18 protein-coding genes and 3 riboswitches are annotated in these 18,730 nt (G+C 46.6%); of the genes, 8 read left to right on the top strand and 10 right to left on the bottom strand.

Annotated features, from left to right (window positions below; all coding sequences use genetic code 11):
• Positions 1 to 3: 3 nt before the first annotated feature.
• From mgtE to ACWJJ4_RS11800, 3 genes are all read right to left on the bottom strand, one after another.
• A complete protein-coding gene (gene mgtE / locus ACWJJ4_RS11810) occupies positions 4 to 1,359 on the bottom strand; it encodes a magnesium transporter (RefSeq protein ID WP_014304888.1) in 1,356 nt (451 codons plus the stop codon).
• 234 nt (positions 1,360 to 1,593) lie between these two features.
• Positions 1,594 to 1,759, bottom strand: a riboswitch (M-box (ykoK) riboswitch).
• A 106-nt stretch (positions 1,760 to 1,865) separates the two neighbouring features.
• On the bottom strand, positions 1,866 to 2,003 hold the full coding sequence (locus tag ACWJJ4_RS11805; protein WP_003154740.1) for a transcriptional regulator SplA domain-containing protein: 138 nt from the start codon (positions 2,001 to 2,003) through the stop codon (positions 1,866 to 1,868).
• Positions 2,004 to 2,093: 90 nt separating this feature from the next.
• Positions 2,094 to 3,356: a glycoside hydrolase family 18 protein gene (locus tag ACWJJ4_RS11800; protein ID WP_003154742.1), complete on the bottom strand. Its 1,263-nt coding sequence runs from the start codon at positions 3,354 to 3,356 to the stop codon at positions 2,094 to 2,096.
• A 148-nt stretch (positions 3,357 to 3,504) separates the two neighbouring features.
• Positions 3,505 to 3,618: riboswitch (TPP riboswitch) on the top strand.
• Between the two features lie 182 nt (positions 3,619 to 3,800).
• Here ACWJJ4_RS11800 and ACWJJ4_RS11795 point away from each other — a divergent pair.
• The 3 genes from ACWJJ4_RS11795 to ACWJJ4_RS11785 are packed head-to-tail and all read left to right on the top strand — an operon-like array spanning position 3,801 to position 6,760.
• Positions 3,801 to 4,400 (top strand): ECF transporter S component, encoded by a 600-nt coding sequence (locus ACWJJ4_RS11795; RefSeq protein WP_003154744.1) that lies wholly within the window; start codon positions 3,801 to 3,803, stop codon positions 4,398 to 4,400.
• Positions 4,387 to 6,024: an ABC transporter ATP-binding protein gene (locus ACWJJ4_RS11790; RefSeq protein ID WP_176283288.1), complete on the top strand. Its 1,638-nt coding sequence runs from the start codon at positions 4,387 to 4,389 to the stop codon at positions 6,022 to 6,024. The genes ACWJJ4_RS11795 and ACWJJ4_RS11790 overlap by 14 nt, the downstream gene beginning before the upstream one ends.
• Entirely contained in the window at positions 5,999 to 6,760 is a 762-nt protein-coding gene (locus ACWJJ4_RS11785) for an energy-coupling factor transporter transmembrane component T family protein (protein ID WP_101562941.1), read from the top strand. The genes ACWJJ4_RS11790 and ACWJJ4_RS11785 overlap by 26 nt, the downstream gene beginning before the upstream one ends.
• A gap of 45 nt (positions 6,761 to 6,805) precedes the next feature.
• On the opposite strand, the gene ACWJJ4_RS11780 is transcribed toward ACWJJ4_RS11785, so the two are convergent.
• Positions 6,806 to 7,639, bottom strand: a complete 834-nt coding sequence (locus ACWJJ4_RS11780; RefSeq protein WP_176283287.1) for an STAS domain-containing protein — start codon at positions 7,637 to 7,639, stop codon at positions 6,806 to 6,808.
• Between the two features lie 219 nt (positions 7,640 to 7,858).
• On the opposite strand from ACWJJ4_RS11780, the gene ACWJJ4_RS11775 reads away from it, so the two are divergent.
• On the top strand, positions 7,859 to 8,818 hold the full coding sequence (locus ACWJJ4_RS11775) for a S8 family peptidase (RefSeq protein WP_014304883.1): 960 nt from the start codon (positions 7,859 to 7,861) through the stop codon (positions 8,816 to 8,818).
• Positions 8,819 to 8,957: 139 nt separating this feature from the next.
• A riboswitch (SAM riboswitch) is annotated at positions 8,958 to 9,112 on the top strand.
• 83 nt (positions 9,113 to 9,195) lie between these two features.
• Positions 9,196 to 11,484 (top strand): 5-methyltetrahydropteroyltriglutamate--homocysteine S-methyltransferase, encoded by a 2,289-nt coding sequence (gene metE, locus ACWJJ4_RS11770; RefSeq protein WP_176283286.1) that lies wholly within the window; start codon positions 9,196 to 9,198, stop codon positions 11,482 to 11,484.
• Between the two features lie 48 nt (positions 11,485 to 11,532).
• Here metE and yeiL read toward each other — a convergent pair whose 3' ends face one another.
• Positions 11,533 to 12,204, bottom strand: a complete 672-nt coding sequence (gene yeiL, locus ACWJJ4_RS11765) for a transcriptional regulator YeiL (RefSeq protein ID WP_077722116.1) — start codon at positions 12,202 to 12,204, stop codon at positions 11,533 to 11,535.
• Between the two features lie 81 nt (positions 12,205 to 12,285).
• Between yeiL and ACWJJ4_RS11760 the strand changes: the two genes are divergently transcribed.
• Together ACWJJ4_RS11760 and ACWJJ4_RS11755 are read left to right on the top strand one after the other, a co-directional pair.
• Entirely contained in the window at positions 12,286 to 13,470 is a 1,185-nt protein-coding gene (locus ACWJJ4_RS11760; protein WP_077722115.1) for an MFS transporter, read from the top strand.
• A 239-nt stretch (positions 13,471 to 13,709) separates the two neighbouring features.
• Positions 13,710 to 14,825 (top strand): BclA C-terminal domain-containing protein, encoded by a 1,116-nt coding sequence (locus ACWJJ4_RS11755; RefSeq protein ID WP_146283594.1) that lies wholly within the window; start codon positions 13,710 to 13,712, stop codon positions 14,823 to 14,825.
• A 20-nt stretch (positions 14,826 to 14,845) separates the two neighbouring features.
• Here ACWJJ4_RS11755 and ACWJJ4_RS11750 read toward each other — a convergent pair whose 3' ends face one another.
• The 4 genes from ACWJJ4_RS11750 to ACWJJ4_RS11735 all read right to left on the bottom strand — a co-directional run bounded on the left by ACWJJ4_RS11750 (position 14,846) and on the right by ACWJJ4_RS11735 (position 17,597).
• Positions 14,846 to 15,973 carry a glycosyltransferase gene (locus tag ACWJJ4_RS11750; protein WP_024085212.1) on the bottom strand — a complete coding sequence of 376 codons (1,128 nt, stop codon included), beginning with the start codon at positions 15,971 to 15,973 and terminating at the stop codon, positions 14,846 to 14,848.
• Positions 15,974 to 15,977: 4 nt separating this feature from the next.
• A complete protein-coding gene (locus ACWJJ4_RS11745) occupies positions 15,978 to 16,442 on the bottom strand; it encodes a hypothetical protein (RefSeq protein ID WP_146283595.1) in 465 nt (154 codons plus the stop codon).
• Between the two features lie 19 nt (positions 16,443 to 16,461).
• Positions 16,462 to 17,046 (bottom strand): hypothetical protein, encoded by a 585-nt coding sequence (locus ACWJJ4_RS11740; RefSeq protein WP_225979747.1) that lies wholly within the window; start codon positions 17,044 to 17,046, stop codon positions 16,462 to 16,464.
• A 140-nt stretch (positions 17,047 to 17,186) separates the two neighbouring features.
• Complete coding sequence (locus ACWJJ4_RS11735; protein ID WP_003154758.1) at positions 17,187 to 17,597, bottom strand: organic hydroperoxide resistance protein; 411 nt, start codon at positions 17,595 to 17,597, stop codon at positions 17,187 to 17,189.
• 137 nt (positions 17,598 to 17,734) lie between these two features.
• Between ACWJJ4_RS11735 and ACWJJ4_RS11730 the strand changes: the two genes are divergently transcribed.
• On the top strand, positions 17,735 to 18,181 hold the full coding sequence (locus tag ACWJJ4_RS11730) for a MarR family winged helix-turn-helix transcriptional regulator (RefSeq protein WP_014304877.1): 447 nt from the start codon (positions 17,735 to 17,737) through the stop codon (positions 18,179 to 18,181).
• A gap of 27 nt (positions 18,182 to 18,208) precedes the next feature.
• Here the strand turns inward: ACWJJ4_RS11730 and ACWJJ4_RS11725 are convergent, their stop codons facing one another.
• Entirely contained in the window at positions 18,209 to 18,634 is a 426-nt protein-coding gene (locus tag ACWJJ4_RS11725; RefSeq protein WP_015388339.1) for an organic hydroperoxide resistance protein, read from the bottom strand.
• Positions 18,635 to 18,730 lie beyond the last annotated feature (96 nt).

Here is an 18,730-nt window from a genome sequence, read left to right as displayed (position 1 = left end):
TTTTTATAAAGCATGAAGAAATGCAGTTGCAATGCCGAAATAAATTAATAAGGACAAAATATCGTTCAGTGTCGTAATCAGCGGGCCTGACGCAATCGCCGGGTCAATGTTCAGTTTATGAAGAATAATAGGGACGATCGTTCCGGCCATCGTACCGATAATCAACGTTGCAAGCAGCGATGAACCGACGACAAAACCGAGCGTTAAGTCTTTCTGCCAGACGGTTGCGACAATCGTTATCGCGATCGCACAGACGATGCCGATGTAGATACCGGTTCTTAATTCACGGAAAATCAGTTTAAAGATGGTTTTTTTATTCATTTCTTCTTTAGCCAGTCCTCTGATGACGACGGCGAGTGACTGTGTGCCTGTATTACCCGTCGTTCCCGCGATCATCGGCATGAAAAACGCGAGGGCGACTACTTTTTGCAATGTATCTTCAAAATAATTCAGAATGCTTCCGGAAATCAATCCGATAAACAAAAGCAGAATGAGCCACGGCAAACGTCTGTACGCCGCCACGTATGCTTTCGTATCAAATGTAATCGCCTTACCGGAGGCTGCGAATTTTTCGTAATCTTCATCGGCTTCTTTGATCACGACGTCGATAATATCATCGACAGTGACAATACCGACAAGCACATTATTTTCTTCCACGATGGGAATGGCTAAAAAGTCATACCGCTGGATCAGCCGGGCGACTTCTTCCTGGTCTTGGAGCACCCCGGCCGAGATGACACGCGTAAACATGAGATCCTGCACTTTATCGTCAGGCTCGCCGAGAATTAAATCTCTGTAAGAGAGCACCCCGACAAGCTGCTTGCTGTCATTAATCACGTACAAGTAGTTAATTGATTCTGCGATTTCCGCAAAGCTTTTCAGCTTCACGACCGCATCTTTTACTGTATAATGCTGCGGAATCCAGACGAAGCGGTTCGTCATCATCCGGCCCGCCGATTCTTGCGGATAGTTCATCAAAAGCTGTACGGCCTTTGATTCCTCAGCCTCCATGCTGGATAAAAGCTGTTCTTTCAGTTCTTCATCCATCTCTTCCAGCAAAGCGGCGAGATCGTCGTTATCCATTTTATTCATTGCGAGAGTGGCTTTCGTTTTACCGACTTTATGCAAAACGGCAAGCTGAAATTCCCGCTCCAGCTCTCCGATCATGTCGGTGATGTCATCAACCGTCATATATGACAGATAGCGGGCCCGGTGCTTTTCCGGCATTTCTTTAAATAAAAATGCCATGTCATAGGGCTGAAGCTCATCTATCATGTTTCGGAATTCTTTTATTTTTCCGTCCCGCAATAAAATGATAATGCGTAATATGAGTTCGTCATAGGTCATGTTTTGGACCATCGGGACTCGTACCTCCTTTACGGAGACGCGCCGTCCGTCAAGGGAAGTGCGGCGGTTTGTCTCCTCATCATGTCGTCACTGGTTATCTGGCTGTATATGGGTACTTCTTCTGACATACTCGAATGGGGAGAATCCATACTCCGCACCTCCTTATCATGCTCAGTCGTGTACGTTTTGAGGCATAAAAAAAACCTTCCGATATGAAGGCGAAAACAAGCACGGCAAATAAACGTGCGGGGCCTCCAATCGTAGAGCTTTAGCACTGTATGGCATAGGACAGCCATCCAGCTGCGTTAAGAATCACCTTATGTCGATGATTCCTGTTGACCCATTGGCGTCTTTGGACATTTTTGGGCAGCAGCGTATCTCCATACAGGAGCCTCACCTAACGAAGTTCTTATTTGAATTGACACACTGAGATTACAGAAAAAAAAGGAATGTGTCAACCTTAAATTTGTGATTTCAGCACATGCCTATAAAATAAACGGAATAAAGGCATAAAACCCTTATTCCGGCAAATCGCTTTCATCCTCTTCTGAAAGGAAATGATAGGATTCATGCAGCATGAGCGCGTATTCCCCTTCTTTCGTCGGGTGCGGTACATACTCAGCCTCGTTGATATACTGCTCTTCCCTTTTCTTCATATGACAGACCTCCTTTTCAATTTTAGATTGTCCAAAAGAAGCTCCGTTATCATAGGAAAGAAAAAATCACTTGCGGAGAAGGACATGCAGCTATATTTTTCGGATCGTGAAAAAGTTCCTAAGCAGCCACGGGCCCGGTTTGAAACCGAGCGTTAATTGCCACGCGCCGATCGCCTGCAGTCCGAACTCCCGAACGAGAACCATTTTTTCACTCATGCTCCGTACATCCTCAAACCACACTTCATGCGTTCTTCCATTTTCATCAGTATACCGGAAGTAAGGGGAACGCTCCTGCTGGGAATAACGGATCATTGATTGATGCTTCATCGCCGTTTCCATGGCGCGCTGATTGGAGATGGCGGATCCGATCGTTCCCGGACGGTACGGAATCACCCAATCATACCCGTACAGCGGAACACCGAGAATCACTTTTCTTCTCGGCACCCTGCTGATGGCAAAATTGATCGTTTGCCTGACCTCTGTTAAAGGCGCCACGGGTCCCGGCTCACTGCCGGCGTGGTGCCAGTCGTACGCCATAATGAACATGTAATCGACGACGGCTCCGATTCCGCCGTAATCATATCCCCTCAGCCACGGCACTGCATCACTTGTTTTCGCCGGAACCGATATCGTTAACGCGAGCTGATGCTCTGAAAGCCGGGTTTTTAACTGCCGGAGAAATCCTGTGAAGAGATCCCTGTCAGCTTCTCTGACCCGTTCAAAATCGATATTTACACCGCCGTACCCCTTTCTTACGGTTAAGGAGACGATATTGTTGACGAGATTCGTTCTTGCCGCCGGATTTTGCAGCACTTGATGGGCTAATTCCGGACTGAATCCCCCTTCTGTCAGATTCGTAATGACGGCAAGCGGGCGCACTCTGTTCTGCCATGTGGTTTCTATTGCGGTTCTGTCGTTTAAATCATTCATGATATCTCCGTTCGGGCCGAAATGATATTCAAACAAAGAAATCGCCGATGAATAGGGTGCAAAATCATTAATGAGCTCTCTATCCGCTTCAGGCGTCCGAATGACATAAAATTGCAGGGTTCCCGCAAGATAGTTAGAGATATCAGGGATCTTCACTTTCATACCCGTCCGCAGCCGGTTCGGCGGAATATCCGGGTTTGCCTGCATCAGCTGCATCTGCGGCACATAAGCCTTACCTGCGATAACGGCATACGTATCATTCGGCTGAACCGTATATTCATTAAGGGGGATTAAAAGCGCCTGTCCCGGCACGATATTCGTTTCCTCAAGCCCGTTGACGCTTCTGATGCTGTCAACAGGATATCCGTACTTTCTGCTGATGGAAAATAACGAGTCGCCAGACTGCACTGTATGAACAAACATAGATGTCCTCCGTTTCCTTTTGATCAAAAGGGGTCTTCTTATCTTTATGAATGATCCTCCGGTCCGATTCCAAACTCTGTTCGGAGAAAGGCTGTTTACAAATCAGACATGATCAACTATGATGATGTCATCATAAAAAACTGTATAGGAAACGCACTAGGGGTGCTGTTATCGGCTGAGATAAAACATGCGGCAAGCGTGTTTTGATCCCTTATAACCCGATCTGGATAATACCAGCGTGGGGAAGTGCAGATTGACCGGAGCGCAGGGTTTTTCCCCATGCGTTTTCGTTCTGCTGCTGCATATTCCCTCGGATATGCAGTTTTTTATTTTTCATTAAAAAACGGGGGAGGACACCGCAATATGAAACTTACGATCAATCGTCTTTCGTAAAATCAACTCTTTCATACAAACAACTATCCGATAAGAAAGCAGGAGATCACAATGAAAAATTGGAAAATGAGAGAAATTGTCGTCATGTCCGTCATCAGTGTTGTATTTGCTGTCATTTATTTAGTATCAACTCATGCAAGCAATATAGCGGCAGGATTTTTCGGCCGGATGAGTTATGAACCGATTTACGGTATCTGGTTTATCGTCTCGGTGATTGCCGCGTACATTATTCAAAAACCGGGAGCGGCTCTCGTTTCTGAAATCATCGCCGCGTTTGTGGAGTGCTTACTCGGAAATCCGTCAGGACCGATGGTGATTCTGATCGGGATCGCACAGGGAATCGGTGCGGAAGCGGTCTTTTTAGCGACACGCTGGCGGGTGTATACCCTGCCCGTGCTTCTTTTATCCGGTATGGGGTCTTCTGTGACAAGCTTCATTTATGACTTGTTCGTTTCCGGATACTCTGTTTTGAATCCGGGTTTATTAGCCGTCATGCTTCTCATCCGTCTGGTCTCAGGTGCGCTTCTTGCCGGCCTTCTCGGCAAAGCAATCAGTGATGCGCTGGCTTACACAGGAGTGCTGAACGGCATGGCGCTCGGAAAACAATTCAAGAAGAAAAAGAAACAGGTGAACCAAGATGCAGGCATCTGAACCCCTTCTATCGGCCAGCTGTCTTACCTTTTCTTATGATCAGGATGAAAAGCCGATTTTTCAAAACGTGTCCTTTCAGCTCCGCAAAGGAGAGCGGGCTTTGTTGCTCGGGCCGAGCGGATGCGGCAAAAGCTCGCTCGCTCTCTGTTTAAACGGTCTGTACCCGGAAGCATGCGATGGGGTTCAATCGGGAACCGTTTCTTTATACGGAACACCTCTTTCACATCTGACAGAACCCGCCGCCAGATCCATCGGCGTCGTGTTTCAAGATCCGGACCAGCAGTTTTGCATGCTGACGGTTGAAGATGAAATCGCCTTCGGCCTGGAAAATTTGCAATATACAAAAGAAGATATGGACGCAATCATCGATGACGTTTTAGAAAAATTAGAGATCACTCATCTGAAAACGCGAACGATCGCTTCGCTGTCAGGCGGTTCAAAACAAAAAGTGGCGCTTGCCTGTATCATTGCAATGGAACCGGAACTCATTATTTTGGACGAACCGACGGCACAGCTTGATCCATATTCCGCACGTGAATTAGTGCGGCTGATCAAAGATCTTCAAGCAAAAAAAGGCTTCGGCCTTCTCGTTATCGAACATCAGCTTGATCACTGGGCGCCGTGGATGGACAGGACGATTGTGCTTGACGAAACGGGTCAGAAGGTGATGGACGGAGAGACGGATGTTATCTTTGAAACCAAGATTGAAGAGCTGATGCAGCTCGGCATTCCGATTCCGCGTGTGATCTCATTGCAGGAGCACGTCAGCATTCCTTTTACATTGTGTAAAGAAAATCTGTTTCACGAACCTGTACCATCTCTGCCTGAACCCAGGCCCGTTGCGCTTTCGGCAGAAGACGCGCTGAGCGTTCACGGGCTGTCATTCTCAAGAGGAGCAGACGTCATTTTTCAGGATGTGAGCTTTTCCGTAAAAAAAGGATCAATCACCGCGATTGCCGGCCCTAACGGAACAGGAAAATCCACGCTCCTTTCTGCTGCGGCCAAGCTCATCCGTCCGCTGGGCGGAGACATCAAAATAGACGGCAGACCGATTGATTCCTATTCTGAAAAAGAGCTGCGGCGGCAGATCGGATATGTTTTCCAGAATCCTGAACACCAGTTTGTCACAGATTCCGTCATTCAAGAGCTGATGTTCAGTTTTGAAAGCAACAGAGCCGCAAAGGAGAAAGCTCTTCAGCTGTTAACCCGATTCGGCCTGAGACGCCATGCCTCACAGCATCCGTTTTCTTTAAGCCAAGGACAAAAACGCCGGCTCAGCGTCGCGACGATGCTTATGCACAATGTGAACGTTTTGATGCTTGATGAACCGACTTTCGGACAGGATGCCAAAACGGCGCGGGAGTGTATGCAAATGCTCCGTGAGATTCAAAAGGAAGGAACGGCTGTTTTGATGGTGACACACGATATGGAACTCGTCTCGGATTATGCCGACACGATCCTTGTGCTCTGCGGCACGAAACTGGTATTCCGGGGAACTCCCGACGCTTTGTTTTCTGATAACATCGGGATCGCCGAGCAGGCACATTTGGCTTTGCCGCTGCGGTATGAATGGATGAAACACGACAGGAGGCGGAGAAATGAACTTGCGGCTGGAGGCTGTTAACCCGTCAATAAAGGCGGCGGCTGTATTGTTATGCGTCATTATGCTGTCATTTATTTATAATCCGTACACCCCTGCTTTGTTTTATATCATCATTGCGGGAGGCGTCCTCTCGGCGGGGCGTGTGCCGCTGAAAAAATGGCTGCTGTTCACGATTCCGTTTGTCATTCTGGCCTTCGGTTCTTTATGGACAGCCGCCGTATTCGGAAACGTCCCGACAACCGGAAGCAATCTGCTGTTTAAGCTCGGGCCGATTGCCGTCAACAGTGATAACGCGGCGCTCGGGATTTCTATCGCGTTTCGTATTCTATGTTTTTCCGCTTTGTCGATGATGTTTCTTTTTACAACCGATCCGATTCTGTTCATGCTCAGTCTGATTCAGCAGTGTAAGCTGCCGCCCAAGCTTGCATACGGCGTTATCGCGGGATTCCGGTTTCTCCCTCTTCTGAAAGATGAAATCCTGATCATCCGGCAGGCGCACAGAATCAGGGGTGCGGCGTCTGATTCCGGGCTGAAAGGGAAGCTCTCCGCCTTCAGGCGCTTCACCATTCCGCTATTGGCAGGCGCAATCAGAAAGGCGGAACGCACGGCGATCGCGATGGAATCTAAAGGCTTTACGGGGAGCCGAAACCGCACGTTTTACAGAACTGTTACTGTGCGCCGCGCCGACTGGTGCTTTTTCCTGCTCGTGCTTCTGTTATTCGGGGCAAGCTGGCTCATTTCATTGTTGTTTATATAAAAACAGGCCGCCGGAGTGATTCGGCAGCCTGTTTTGTTATGTATGTTATTGATGATAATTGAGAGCCTGAGCGAGATTGGACTTGACCGTAATATCTGAGAAATTAATGCCGAGCTGTACGGCGGTTTGAGCGATTTCCGGCCTGATTCCGGATAAAGTGGACGTGACGCCGATCAATTTCAGCGCCTCAATTAATTTAAAAATCTGATGCGCCACCATCGTATCGACAACCACTACACCCGACAGGTCAATTAACAGATGTTCAATCAGCCGTTTTGCACATGTGCTCAGCGTATTTTCAAGAATGAATTTGGCGCGCTCCGTGTCAATATCGCCGACAAGCGGCAGCAGCGCCGTCCGTTTGCTCAGCGTGATAACCGGCGAGCTTAACTCCAAAATCATTTCTCTTTGCGCATTCAGCTGCATTTTTGAGTTATGCTCAGCATGATCGACAAACGTGTAAATCGTAAAATCAAATACTTGCGTAATTAAATTCTCCCATTTCTTCCTTTCTCCCTGAGCAAACGAAGATTCATGTTTATCGGCAAACGCATCATAATAACTGATGTATAGTCTCCGGTTTCTCATGAATTCACGGACCACATACTGGACGGGAGTATCCAGATGCTTCTGGTCTTTCGCAAGCTCAATCACCCACCGCTCGAACTCTTCTAAAAATTCTTTTTCCGGCATGATATACATTTTATTAATATGCCGGTAAAATTCTTTATCCTGCTCCGTCAGTTCTTCTGTGATGACGGGATTTGTCAAAGAATAAATCGAATTCGGATCCGAATCTTCCATCGTTTCGATCCACTCTTTCGCAATTTGATCCACTTGTTCTGAAAAATAGCTGTATAACGCTTCATTTATCTTCATCTCTCTTCTCCTTTCCCATTTCCAATTATAGCGTCAGCGGGTCATGAATGAAAATGAAAGCTGTCAAACTATCCATTTATTTGAAATTTTTTAGTCCGATAGATTACGCCTTTTTTATGAAAATGCTTCAAATGACTCTTTCCGGCCGGCATGCTCTGCCATAAAATAGTAGCAACACCCTTGTATCCACTCGCAAGCATAAAAAAGGAGGGCTTTTTTATGAATGGTGAAATGCATTTGATTCCTTATGTCACGGATGAACAGATCATGGATGTGAACGAGCTTCCTGAGGGGATTAAAGTGATTAAGGCGCCAGAGTTGTGGGCAAAAGGGTTTAAAGGCAAGGATATTAAAATCGCGGTGCTTGACACAGGCTGCGACATCAATCATCCTGATTTGAAAGACCGGATTGTCGGCGGGAAAAACTTCACCGATGATGACGGAGGCAAAGAAGACGTGATTTCCGATTACAACGGACACGGGACACACGTTTCCGGAACGATTGCAGCCAATGATTCAAACGGCGGAATTTCGGGTGTCGCGCCGGAAGCAAGCCTTTTAATCGTTAAAGTTCTCGGCGGGAAAAACGGCAGCGGCAAATACGAATGGATTATTAACGGCATCAACTACGCCGTTGAACAAAAGGCGGACATTATTTCCATGTCACTCGGCGGGCCAAGCGATGTGCCTGAACTGAAAGAAGCGGTCACAAATGCGGTAAAAAGCGGTGTTCTGGTCGTTTGCGCGGCAGGAAACGAAGGCGACGGAGACGAGCGTACAGAGGAACTGTCGTATCCGGCCGCTTACAACGAAGTGATCGCAGTCGGATCAGTCTCAATCGCCCGTAAATCGTCTGAATTTTCAAACGCTAATAAAGAGATTGACCTGGTGGCTCCGGGAGAAAATATTCTCTCCACCCTTCCCAACCATAAATACGGGAAGCTGACGGGCACTTCAATGGCCGCCCCGCATGTGAGCGGAGCGCTTGCCTTAATAAAAGGGCTTGAACAGGACGCGTTTCAGCGGACGCTTTCTGAGGCTGAAGTCTACGCCCAGCTCGTGCGGCGGACCCTTCCTTTGGACATCGCCAAAACATTGGCCGGGAACGGATTTCTGTATTTAGACGCGCCTGAAGTACTGATGGAAAGAGCCGAACAGGCACAGCTGCTGTCTTTCTGATATTTTTCTCGTATAATGATTGATCAGTTTGTCACATCACCAATTTTTAAATTGTGAGATTTTCTATTGACAGTGATCTGAATAAGCTGATAAGATAACCAACAAATGATGTAACTTTTCAAAAAAATTGAAATACTTTCTCTTATCGAGAGTTGGGCGAGGGATTGGCCTTTTGACCCCAACAGCAACCGACCGTAATTCCATTGTGAAATGGGGCGCGTGATTTTTGCGCCGAGACGATTGTCTCATAAGGCACGGTGCTAATTCCATCAGACGTGATCTGAGAGATAAGAGAGGCTTGCATTTTGAAGTTAAAGCCTCTTTCTCTCATGAGAAAGAGGCTTTTTTGTTACATCTCACTTAAAGGAGGAGACTTAATGACAACAATCAAAACTTCGAACCTCGGTTTTCCGAGAATCGGCTTGAACAGAGAATGGAAAAAAGCACTTGAGGCTTATTGGAAAGGAAACACTGATAAAGAAACGTTTCTTAAAAAGCTTGACGGTTTATTCTTATCAGCTGTCAAAACACAGCTTGACCAACATATCGATATCGTGCCGGTCTCTGATTTCACTCATTATGATCATGTGCTTGATACCGCCGTCAGCTTTAACTGGATTCCGGAAAGATTCCGCAGCATCACGGATCCCGTTGATACATACTTTGCGATTGCCCGCGGTGTAAAAGACGCCGTTTCCAGTGAAATGACGAAATGGTTCAATACCAACTACCATTACATCGTTCCTGAATATGACGAAAGCATTGAATTCCGTCTGACGAGAAACAAACAGCTTGACGACTACCGCCGGATCAAAGAAGAATTCGGAGCGGAAACGAAACCTGTCATCGTCGGTCCGTATACATTCGTCACGCTTGCGAAAGGATACGAAGAATCAGAAGCGAAAGCGATTCAAAAACGCCTTGTTCCTCTTTATGTGCAGCTGCTGAAAGAGCTTGAAGCAGAAGGCGTCAAATGGGTTCAGATTGATGAGCCTGCCCTTGTGACAGCTTCTTCTGAAGATGTCCGCGCCGCAAAAGACCTCTATGAATCTATTACAAAAGAGCTTTCAGGACTGAATGTCCTCCTGCAGACATACTTTGATTCAGTTGATGCATATGAAGAACTCGTTTCTTATCCCGTACAGGGAATCGGACTTGATTTCGTGCATGATAAAGGCAGAAACCTTGAGCAATTGAAAAAGCACGGCTTCCCGAAAGATAAAGTGCTGGCAGCCGGTGTGGTCGACGGCCGGAACATTTGGAAAATCGATGTTGAAGAACGCCTTGATGCAGCTTTGGATATCCTCAGCCACGCTGATGTTGAGGAGTTATGGATTCAGCCTTCAAGCAGTCTTCTGCACGTGCCGGTGGCGAAACACCCTGACGAGCATCTTGAAAAGGATTTGCTGAACGGCCTGTCATACGCTAAAGAAAAACTGGCGGAACTCGGCGTCTTAAAAGAAGGGCTTCTGTCCGGAAAAGCGGCCGTCAGTGAGCAGATCGAAGAATCAAAAGCGGCACTTAAGGCTTTAAAAGCATTCGCAACAGGAGCGAACTCAGCTCAAAAAGAAGAGCTGAATCAGCTGACGGAAAAAGATTTCTCCCGTCCGGCAAGCTTTGAAGAACGATTGGCGCTGCAAAATGAATCACTCGGTCTTCCTCTTCTGCCGACGACGACAATCGGAAGCTTCCCTCAATCTGCCGAGGTGCGGAGCGCACGGCAAAAATGGCGCAAAAAAGATTGGACGGATGAACAGTACCAAGCCTTTATTAATGCGGAAACGAAGCGCTGGGTTGACATTCAGGAAGAAATCGGCTTAGACGTGCTCGTTCACGGAGAATTTGAGCGGACGGACATGGTCGAATACTTCGGTGAAAAACTGGCCGGATTCGCCTTTACGAAATATGCATGGGTGCAGTCTTACGGTTCACGCTGCGTACGTCCGCCTGTCATTTTCGGAGATGTCGAATTTATCGAACCGATGACGGTAAAAGATACGGTCTACGCCCAATCGCTGACTGAAAAACACATGAAAGGCATGCTGACGGGACCTGTCACCATCTTAAACTGGTCATTCCCGCGTGTGGATATTTCAAGAAAAGAAATCGCCTTCCAGATCGGGCTTGCCCTCAGAAAAGAAGTAAAAGCGCTTGAAGATGCCGGTATTCAGATTATCCAAGTGGATGAACCCGCGCTCCGCGAAGGACTGCCGTTAAAAACGCAGGATTGGGATGAATATTTAACTTGGGCCGCAGAAGCATTCCGGTTAACGACATCTTCTGTGCGAAACGAGACGCAGATTCATACGCATATGTGTTACAGCAACTTTGAAGATATCGTAGATACGATCAATGATCTTGACGCGGATGTCATTACAATCGAACACAGCAGAAGCCACGGAGGATTTTTAGAGTACCTGAAAGAACATCCTTACGTGAAAGGCCTCGGACTCGGTGTATACGACATTCACAGCCCGCGTGTGCCGGCAACTGAAGAAATCTATCAAATTATTGATGACGCGCTTGAAGTGTGTCCGACTGACCGCTTCTGGGTAAACCCGGACTGCGGACTGAAAACAAGACAGCAGGAAGAAACCGTTGCGGCATTAAAAAATATGGTCGACGCCGCGAAACAGGCACGAAAAAAACAAGCTCAGCTTGTATAATCAAAACAGCCATCCGTAATTTGCGGATGGCTGTTTTTTCTGGGCGTGCTACTTATTCTGCAGCGCTTCTGCAAGTTCATACAATGAATCATACTGCTTCATTTGATAGCCCCGCCCTTCTTTTTGCAAATACCCTTTTTGGCAGAATTGCGTCAGCACATGCAAGAGATGACGGTAAGATACACCCAAATAATCACAGACCGTTACGTGCTTCTCTTTATAAACCCCTTTATAAGCCGTCTGCAAAATAAAATCAGCAAGCCGGTTTTCAAGCGGGAACGCCAGACTTTGTGAATATTTCGAAGCCATAAGCGTTGCCTTAGCACTTAAAAACTTAGCCAGCTCACGCAGGAATTTCGCATCCTGCAGCAATTGCGCGCGGCAGCGGTAAATAGGCAGAGCAAAACAAACAGTTTTCGCTGAGGCTTGAATTCCTTTTGTGTAATACACTTCATGTAATAGTTCCATCTCTCCGATGTAATCATTTTTGTTGATAAAATTAATTAAAGAGACTTTCCCGTTTTGGTGGGTTACATATATTTTCGCTTTTCCTTCAATCACGTAAAACAGGAAGTCAGGTCTCCTGCCCTCTTGAATAATCCATTCGTCCCGCTCATATTCGCGCACTTCCATAAACTCTTCAGCGGGGAAAGAGAATAAATGCGCGATTGAGTGTTTTTCTAACTGATGCCGCTTTTTCTCGCCTTTATAAATTTCCATCGTCCACCCCAAAAATATGAGATATCTCATATTGTCTTTATGTCCTTACATGATAACATGCCAATTAAAGGAGGAACGGGAATGAAAGCATATCGCTGGATGAGTCTGCATTTTTTTAGTTTTTTTATGACATGGGGTGTTTTTCTGCCCTATTGGACGGGATGGATGGTGCATATAAAAGGGGTTTCCGTATCCGAAGCCAGTTTCATTATGAGTCTGGGCCTGGCGGCAAGAGGGATTTCCACATTATTTTTCTTCCCTTATTTATCAGGAAAATTCAGCAGCAAAGCCTTATTAAACGGCGCCAGAATCGGGACGCTTCTCGCACTTTTATGTTATATTCCCGCTGATTCTTTTCAAAGCCTGCTTCTTGTCACATTAGTGCTGCATGTGTTTTACCCGGCTTTAATGCCTGCTTTAGACAGCGCTTGCGGCGTCCTTGTACAGCATAACGAATTAAAGGCTTATGGGACAAGCCGGCAGTGGGGGTCCGCGGGTTTTGTTTCAGCCGGCGTCATCCTGTCCGTCTTTACAGGTATATTCGGAGATCAAGCGATTTTATGGGCACTGCTTTTGGGCGCCCTGATATTCGCATGCCTCAGCTTTATGCATGCGCCAGCTGTTCTTTCAAAACGGCCGGAAACAGACCGTGCAAGAAAAGAGGGCATGTTTGCCTTATTTCGCATCAAATATTTCGGTCTGGTGCTCGCAATCGTTATCTTACTGCAGGCGGCACATGCATCTTACTACAATTACGGTTATCTCTTTTTGCAGGAAATCGATGCGCCCGCATATGCCATCGGAATCATCATCAACATCGCCGTTATCGCGGAGATTATCTTCTTTGCAATCGCTGACCGATACTTTCATCAATTTACGGCAGGCTCTTTGCTCGCCCTGGCGGCGCTTGGTGCTACCGTACGCTGGTTACTCGTATTTGCCTTTCCGCATGTCATCATTTTCTGTATTGCGCAGACGTTGCATGCCTGTTCATTCGCGATGGGACACTATGCATTTATGAAATACTTAATTAAAAATATTTCACCCGCGCAAATCCCGAAAGCCCAAGGCATATATTCAGCGCTTGCTCTCAGCTGGAGCACTGCGGTATTTACTATTTTCGGAGGTTTTTTATATGAAATTGAACCCCGGTATGCCTTTATCGGAATGATTGTTTGTACGATACCGTCCATGCTTCTCGCCCTTTTATACAGAAAACTTGAAATGAAAAAGAGCGTTTTTGCAGGAAACGCACAAGATATATAGCCATCGCTTTATAGACGATCACATGTCCCGCTGTCATTTTGACGATTTGCGAATGCTGTGCGATGTATTTTCTCTATATTTAAAGTATTTCCTTCATATATGATGAAAGTAATGAAGGGAATTCGTTCAGAAACTTGGACAGAATCAGTGAATATAATGATACAGTACTGCTTACGCTCATTTGGGGGAACTTTGTTCGTAATAAAATGATTTTCAGCCAACTCATAAGGAGGGACATTGTGTCACAGCCTAATTTGCCCAATATCACCCCTGTCGTTACACTTTCCAGAGACGATACCATTAACCTTCTTCTTTCGTCAATTGCTATGGAAGAGCTGGGAATGGCACATATTCTGAATGCGGAAGGGGAAAAAATCCAATACGCGCTCGGGACGATTCCCGGATTAACAGGACCCCCGTCAAGTCTTGCGGATATTCTTAATCTGAATGAGAGCGTCCGGGATACGCTTGACAGCTTAATGAAACAGGAGCTTCTTCTCGGTTCAAAATTGGACAGTATCTCAAATATCCCTACACTGGCGGGGCCGACTGGTGCCACGGGGCCGACGGGAGCAATCGGCCCGGCCGGAGCGACGGGGCCAACCGGACCGATCGGGCCGACAGGGGTCACCGGTGCGGGTCTTCAAGGGATTGTTGCTTTTAATCCGCTGACCGCCCCTACTTACACGACCGGACAGGTTGTCTTGTATAACGGCAGCTCTTATGTGGCAAACGTAAACAGCCCGTCGGGAACCCCTGGAACCTCAGCTGACTATACACTTTTAGCTGCGGCGGGAAGCACCGGCGCTACTGGCTCCACAGGACCTACCGGTGTTACCGGGGTTACTGGCGGTACTGGATCAACTGGAATTACTGGCGTTACAGGACCGACCGGTGTTACCGGGGCTACCGGCATTACAGGGCCTCCGGGAAGCACCGGAACAAGTCTGACAGCCACTTCCGGCTATGCGAGCAATACGGGCGGCGGTGTTGTCGCAGTTATTAACGGCGGCACGGCCATTTCCTTACCGAATGAACAAAACCTCTCAGCGGATATTACCGCTAATGCCGCAAATACTGTATTCACCGTTGCTCCGGCAGGACGGTACTATATTTCCTACCATATTAATTTAACGGCCGGCCTGCTAGTAAGTTCGCGCATCTTAATCAACGGCACTCCGGCTGCAAGTTCGATTATTGCCCCGGTCGCGTCTTTGGCAAACTTCAATAACTCCTTTATTGTGACTTTGACAGCAGGCAGCACCATTCAGCTCCAGCTGTTCGGATTATTGGGTGCGGCCACATTGCTTGGAGGAAGTGCCGGCGCAGCTTTAAACATTATTCGATTATCTTAATGGAACATGCAAAAAAAGGATCAGGCGTTTGTCCGCTGATCCTTTTTTAATTGAGACAGAAGTTCTTGCGCGGGTTTAAATTGCGGATTGAATTTCACGGATTTTTTGGCGTAAGCGATGGCCGTCATATCATGGTTTAATGCAGCATGGCATTTCGCCATATAATAAAAAGCTCTGAAATCGGCGGCACCTTTTAAAATGAAGTGATCAGCGTTTTCTCCTTCAACCTGCGTTCCGGCTTCAAATGCTTTGATTGCCGCTCTGTACTTTTCCAAATGATATAATACAAGGCCTTTATAATAATGAAGATTGCTGTAATCAGGATAAAGCTTGAGCACTTTTTCAATTCCTTGTTCGGCTTCTTCATATCGCTTGAGCTCAAGCAATATTGTATATTTTAGAAAATACAGAAGAGACGGAGGCATTCGTTTCTCACTTAAAAATTGAAATATCGAGCCGTTGACAAGATGTAATGCTTTTTCATAGTCTTTTATTCTGTAACATTCACTTGCCAAATGATAGACTAGCCACGGATCAGGATTTTCCTCTGAAAGTTCTTCATTTAATATGCTGATATTCCGTTTATGTTTTTGCTTGATTTTTTCTTCCTGCTCCAAGTAGCCGTAGTGATGAATCACACATGGGAGCGTGAAAAAAGCATTGTTTTCTTCCTCATTGGGAGCCGAGATATTCTCGTGAATTCTGCCTTGATACAGAAGGCCTTTATGATTGCGGAACAGTCTCGGCTGCATGCTTTCAAACGCTTCGTTTTCATCGAGCTGCTTCCCCGTATAATTGATGATTTTCAAAAGTCCCCGGCTCGGTAATCCGTCATGAAGCAGCGAAGTTAAAAAACGGCCCGTCTCCTGATCGAGCTCTTCATCCGCGTCAAGCACTAAAATCCAATCCCCTTCGGCATGCTGAAGGGCGTAATTTCTGGCCTTTGCGAAATCATTCTCCCATTCGAAATCAAACACTCTTGCCTGAAAGCTTTTGCATATATCTTTTGTATTATCTTGTGATCCGGTGTCTGCGATGACGATCTCATCAGCGATGTCTTGTACACTTGATAAACAACGGGAGATGTATCTCTCCTCGTTTTTCACAATCATGCAAAGAGTCAGCTTACATTCAGCATTTCCGCTCATTTTCTCACCTTTCCCGATTTTGGAGTTGTTGATTGAACCAAGGCCGTTCAGGAGTGCCGTTCATCGTTATGATGACAGGCCGCACCCATCTGACGGCAGGTTCGGCAGTTGATTCTGCATCCCATTCCTGAAGCTGCCTGACAGCCCGCTTCGTAATGGGATGCGCCCGAAATTCGCGCGGGCTTTCACAAATGAATTTTTTCGTTCGTTCCGTCACTGTCTTCATTTCATGAAAGTGCCGCTCATACATCTGCTTCTGTTCTTCTTCCAAGCTGATCATTAAAAACAGCCGGCCGCCTGTTTCCATCTGCCAGCGGCACAATGCGGAGAACAGCCTGATTTCTTCTTTGTAATTTGAACCCCTTCTTTTATCCACGGTCACAGATAATATATTTAACAGCGCCATCGTGAGACAATGCAAGGCTTCAAAAGATGTCTGTTTCGCTTTTGAGATGTTTTGATACGGCATATGCTTCACCCGTCTTTTTTTATGAACGCTCCCCGCCTTTTTTCTTCCAATCGCATTCCTCACAATCCCCGCACTCACAGCAGCCAATGCGGCCGTAAAACAGGTCGTCACACGGATCTTCCGGATCACTGGGATCGTCCGGATTCCACGGGTCATCAGGATCGCCCGGATCACTCGGATTACTTGGGTCGTCCGGATTCCACGGGTCATCAGGATCACCCGGACCACTCGGATTACTTGGATCATCCGGATTCCACGGGTCATCAGGATCGCCTGGATCACTCGGATTACTTGGATCGTCCGGGTCTATACAGGCTTCAGCATCCTGTAAGTAGATAATGTCTTCAAGCTTCGTCTGCAAAAGGAGTTGTGATTTCATGACGGTGCGCAGGAGCCGTTCAGTGCTTCTATTGATTGATGATAATTCCCCTAAGGAGGGATCGCCGGAAGCGCTGAGAAACATTTGAATCCTTTCCGCTTCCGCCTGCAGAATATGGGATAGTCCGATTTCTTCCATAGCCACGGATGAAAGAAGGAGGTTCAGGGTCTCACATCTGGAGAGTGTAATGTCGGGGGTGATGTTCGGTATGTTTGGAAGAGACATCGATTTCTCCCTCTTTTCTCTTGGTGTCATTATGCAAAAGTGCTATATCGTATTCTTATTCCGGGAGGGAAGAGATCATTACTGATGTTTTCGTTAATAAAATATCCCGGATATGAAATCCGGGATATTCGTTCGTTTCTTTATTTCAATTCAAGTTTGACGTCTACATTTCCTCTTGTTGCTTTTGAATACGGACAGAACTCGTGAGCGGCGTGCACTAGCTTCTCCGCCGTTTCTTTATCAAGATCTTTTGTATCAATGACGAGCGTTACACCGATTTTGTAACCTCCGTCACTCTCATCTTTTAAAAGGCTGACCTGTCCTTCAATTTCAGAGGTCATGTCGATTTTTTGTTTTTGGGCGGCGAGCTCAAGCGCTCCCCCGAAGCAGGCAGCATATCCTGCCGCAAAGAGCTGTTCAGGGTTTGTGCCGGTTTCTCCGTCTTTTTTTGCATTCGGCATGATGATGTCAAAATCCAGCACCCCGTCTTCGGATTTAATATGTCCTGCTCGTCCGCCGACTGCGGTCGCTTTTGAAGTAAATAATGCCATTATTATCAGCCTCCTCATTGTACTTACTGTATATATTGCCCCTGCTCATATTTTTAAACATGATTGCAATAGGAAATGGGCCGTTTTTCGGCTACAATAGGGGTAACGTTAACAAAAAAGAGTTGGTGAAAGAAGTAATGGCAGAAAAAGATTTTGAACATATGAAACTGGAGAATCAGCTATGTTTTTTGCTGTACGCAAGCTCAAGGGAAATGACGAAACGGTACAAACCGCTGCTTGATAAGCTCAACGTAACTTATCCCCAGTATTTGGCGCTGCTTTTATTATGGGAGCACGAAGAACTGAATGTGAAACGGATGGGTGAGCTTTTGCACCTGGATTCCGGAACGCTGACACCGATGCTGAAACGGATGGAGCAGCACGGAATCATCATGAGAAAGCGGTCGGCTGAAGACGAGCGATCCGTGACGATCAGGCTCACAGATGAAGGACGGGCCTTGCAGAATACAGCGGCGGATATCCCCATTGCCATGCTGGAACAGACGGGACTGTCAAAAGAGGAATTAAAGCAGGTAAAACAGTCGCTTTATGAGGTTTTGAAAACGCTGCACGGCAAAAAATAAGGATGCCCCGAATGGGCATCCTTATTTTTATTCTGCTGCCAGAAGCTTCACTTCAATATTTCCCGCCGTCGCTTTTGAATACGGGCAGACACCGTGCGCTTTTTGGATAAGGGCTTCAAGCTCCTGTTTCTCAATGCCGGATGCTTTGACCTCAAGCGTAACACCGAGTTTATATCCTTGGTCTCTTTCATCTTTCAGCAGACTGACATGCGCAGTGACCTCTGTTTCAATACTCAGACGCTCTTTTCTTGCTACGAGTTGAAGAGCGCTGTCAAAGCAGGCTGAATATCCTGCGGCAAACAGCTGTTCAGGGTTTGTAGCTTGTTCGAGCTTTTTTGCTCTTGGCGTTCCCGGCATGGCAACATCAAGATTCAGCACCCCGTCAGAAGACGTGACTTTCCCTTCACGTCCGCCTGCGGCTGAAACGGTTGCAGTAAATAATGGTTTTGTCATGTAAATTCACCTCTATTATATTGTGTACAACTTAATTTTACAAAATATAATAGAAGCCGTCAATCTTTCCGCATAAAAAAAGCTTACCCTTTTGAA

Source organism: Bacillus sp. JK62 (genome assembly GCF_053663455.1).
This window is presented reverse-complemented; position numbering and strand designations above follow the sequence as displayed.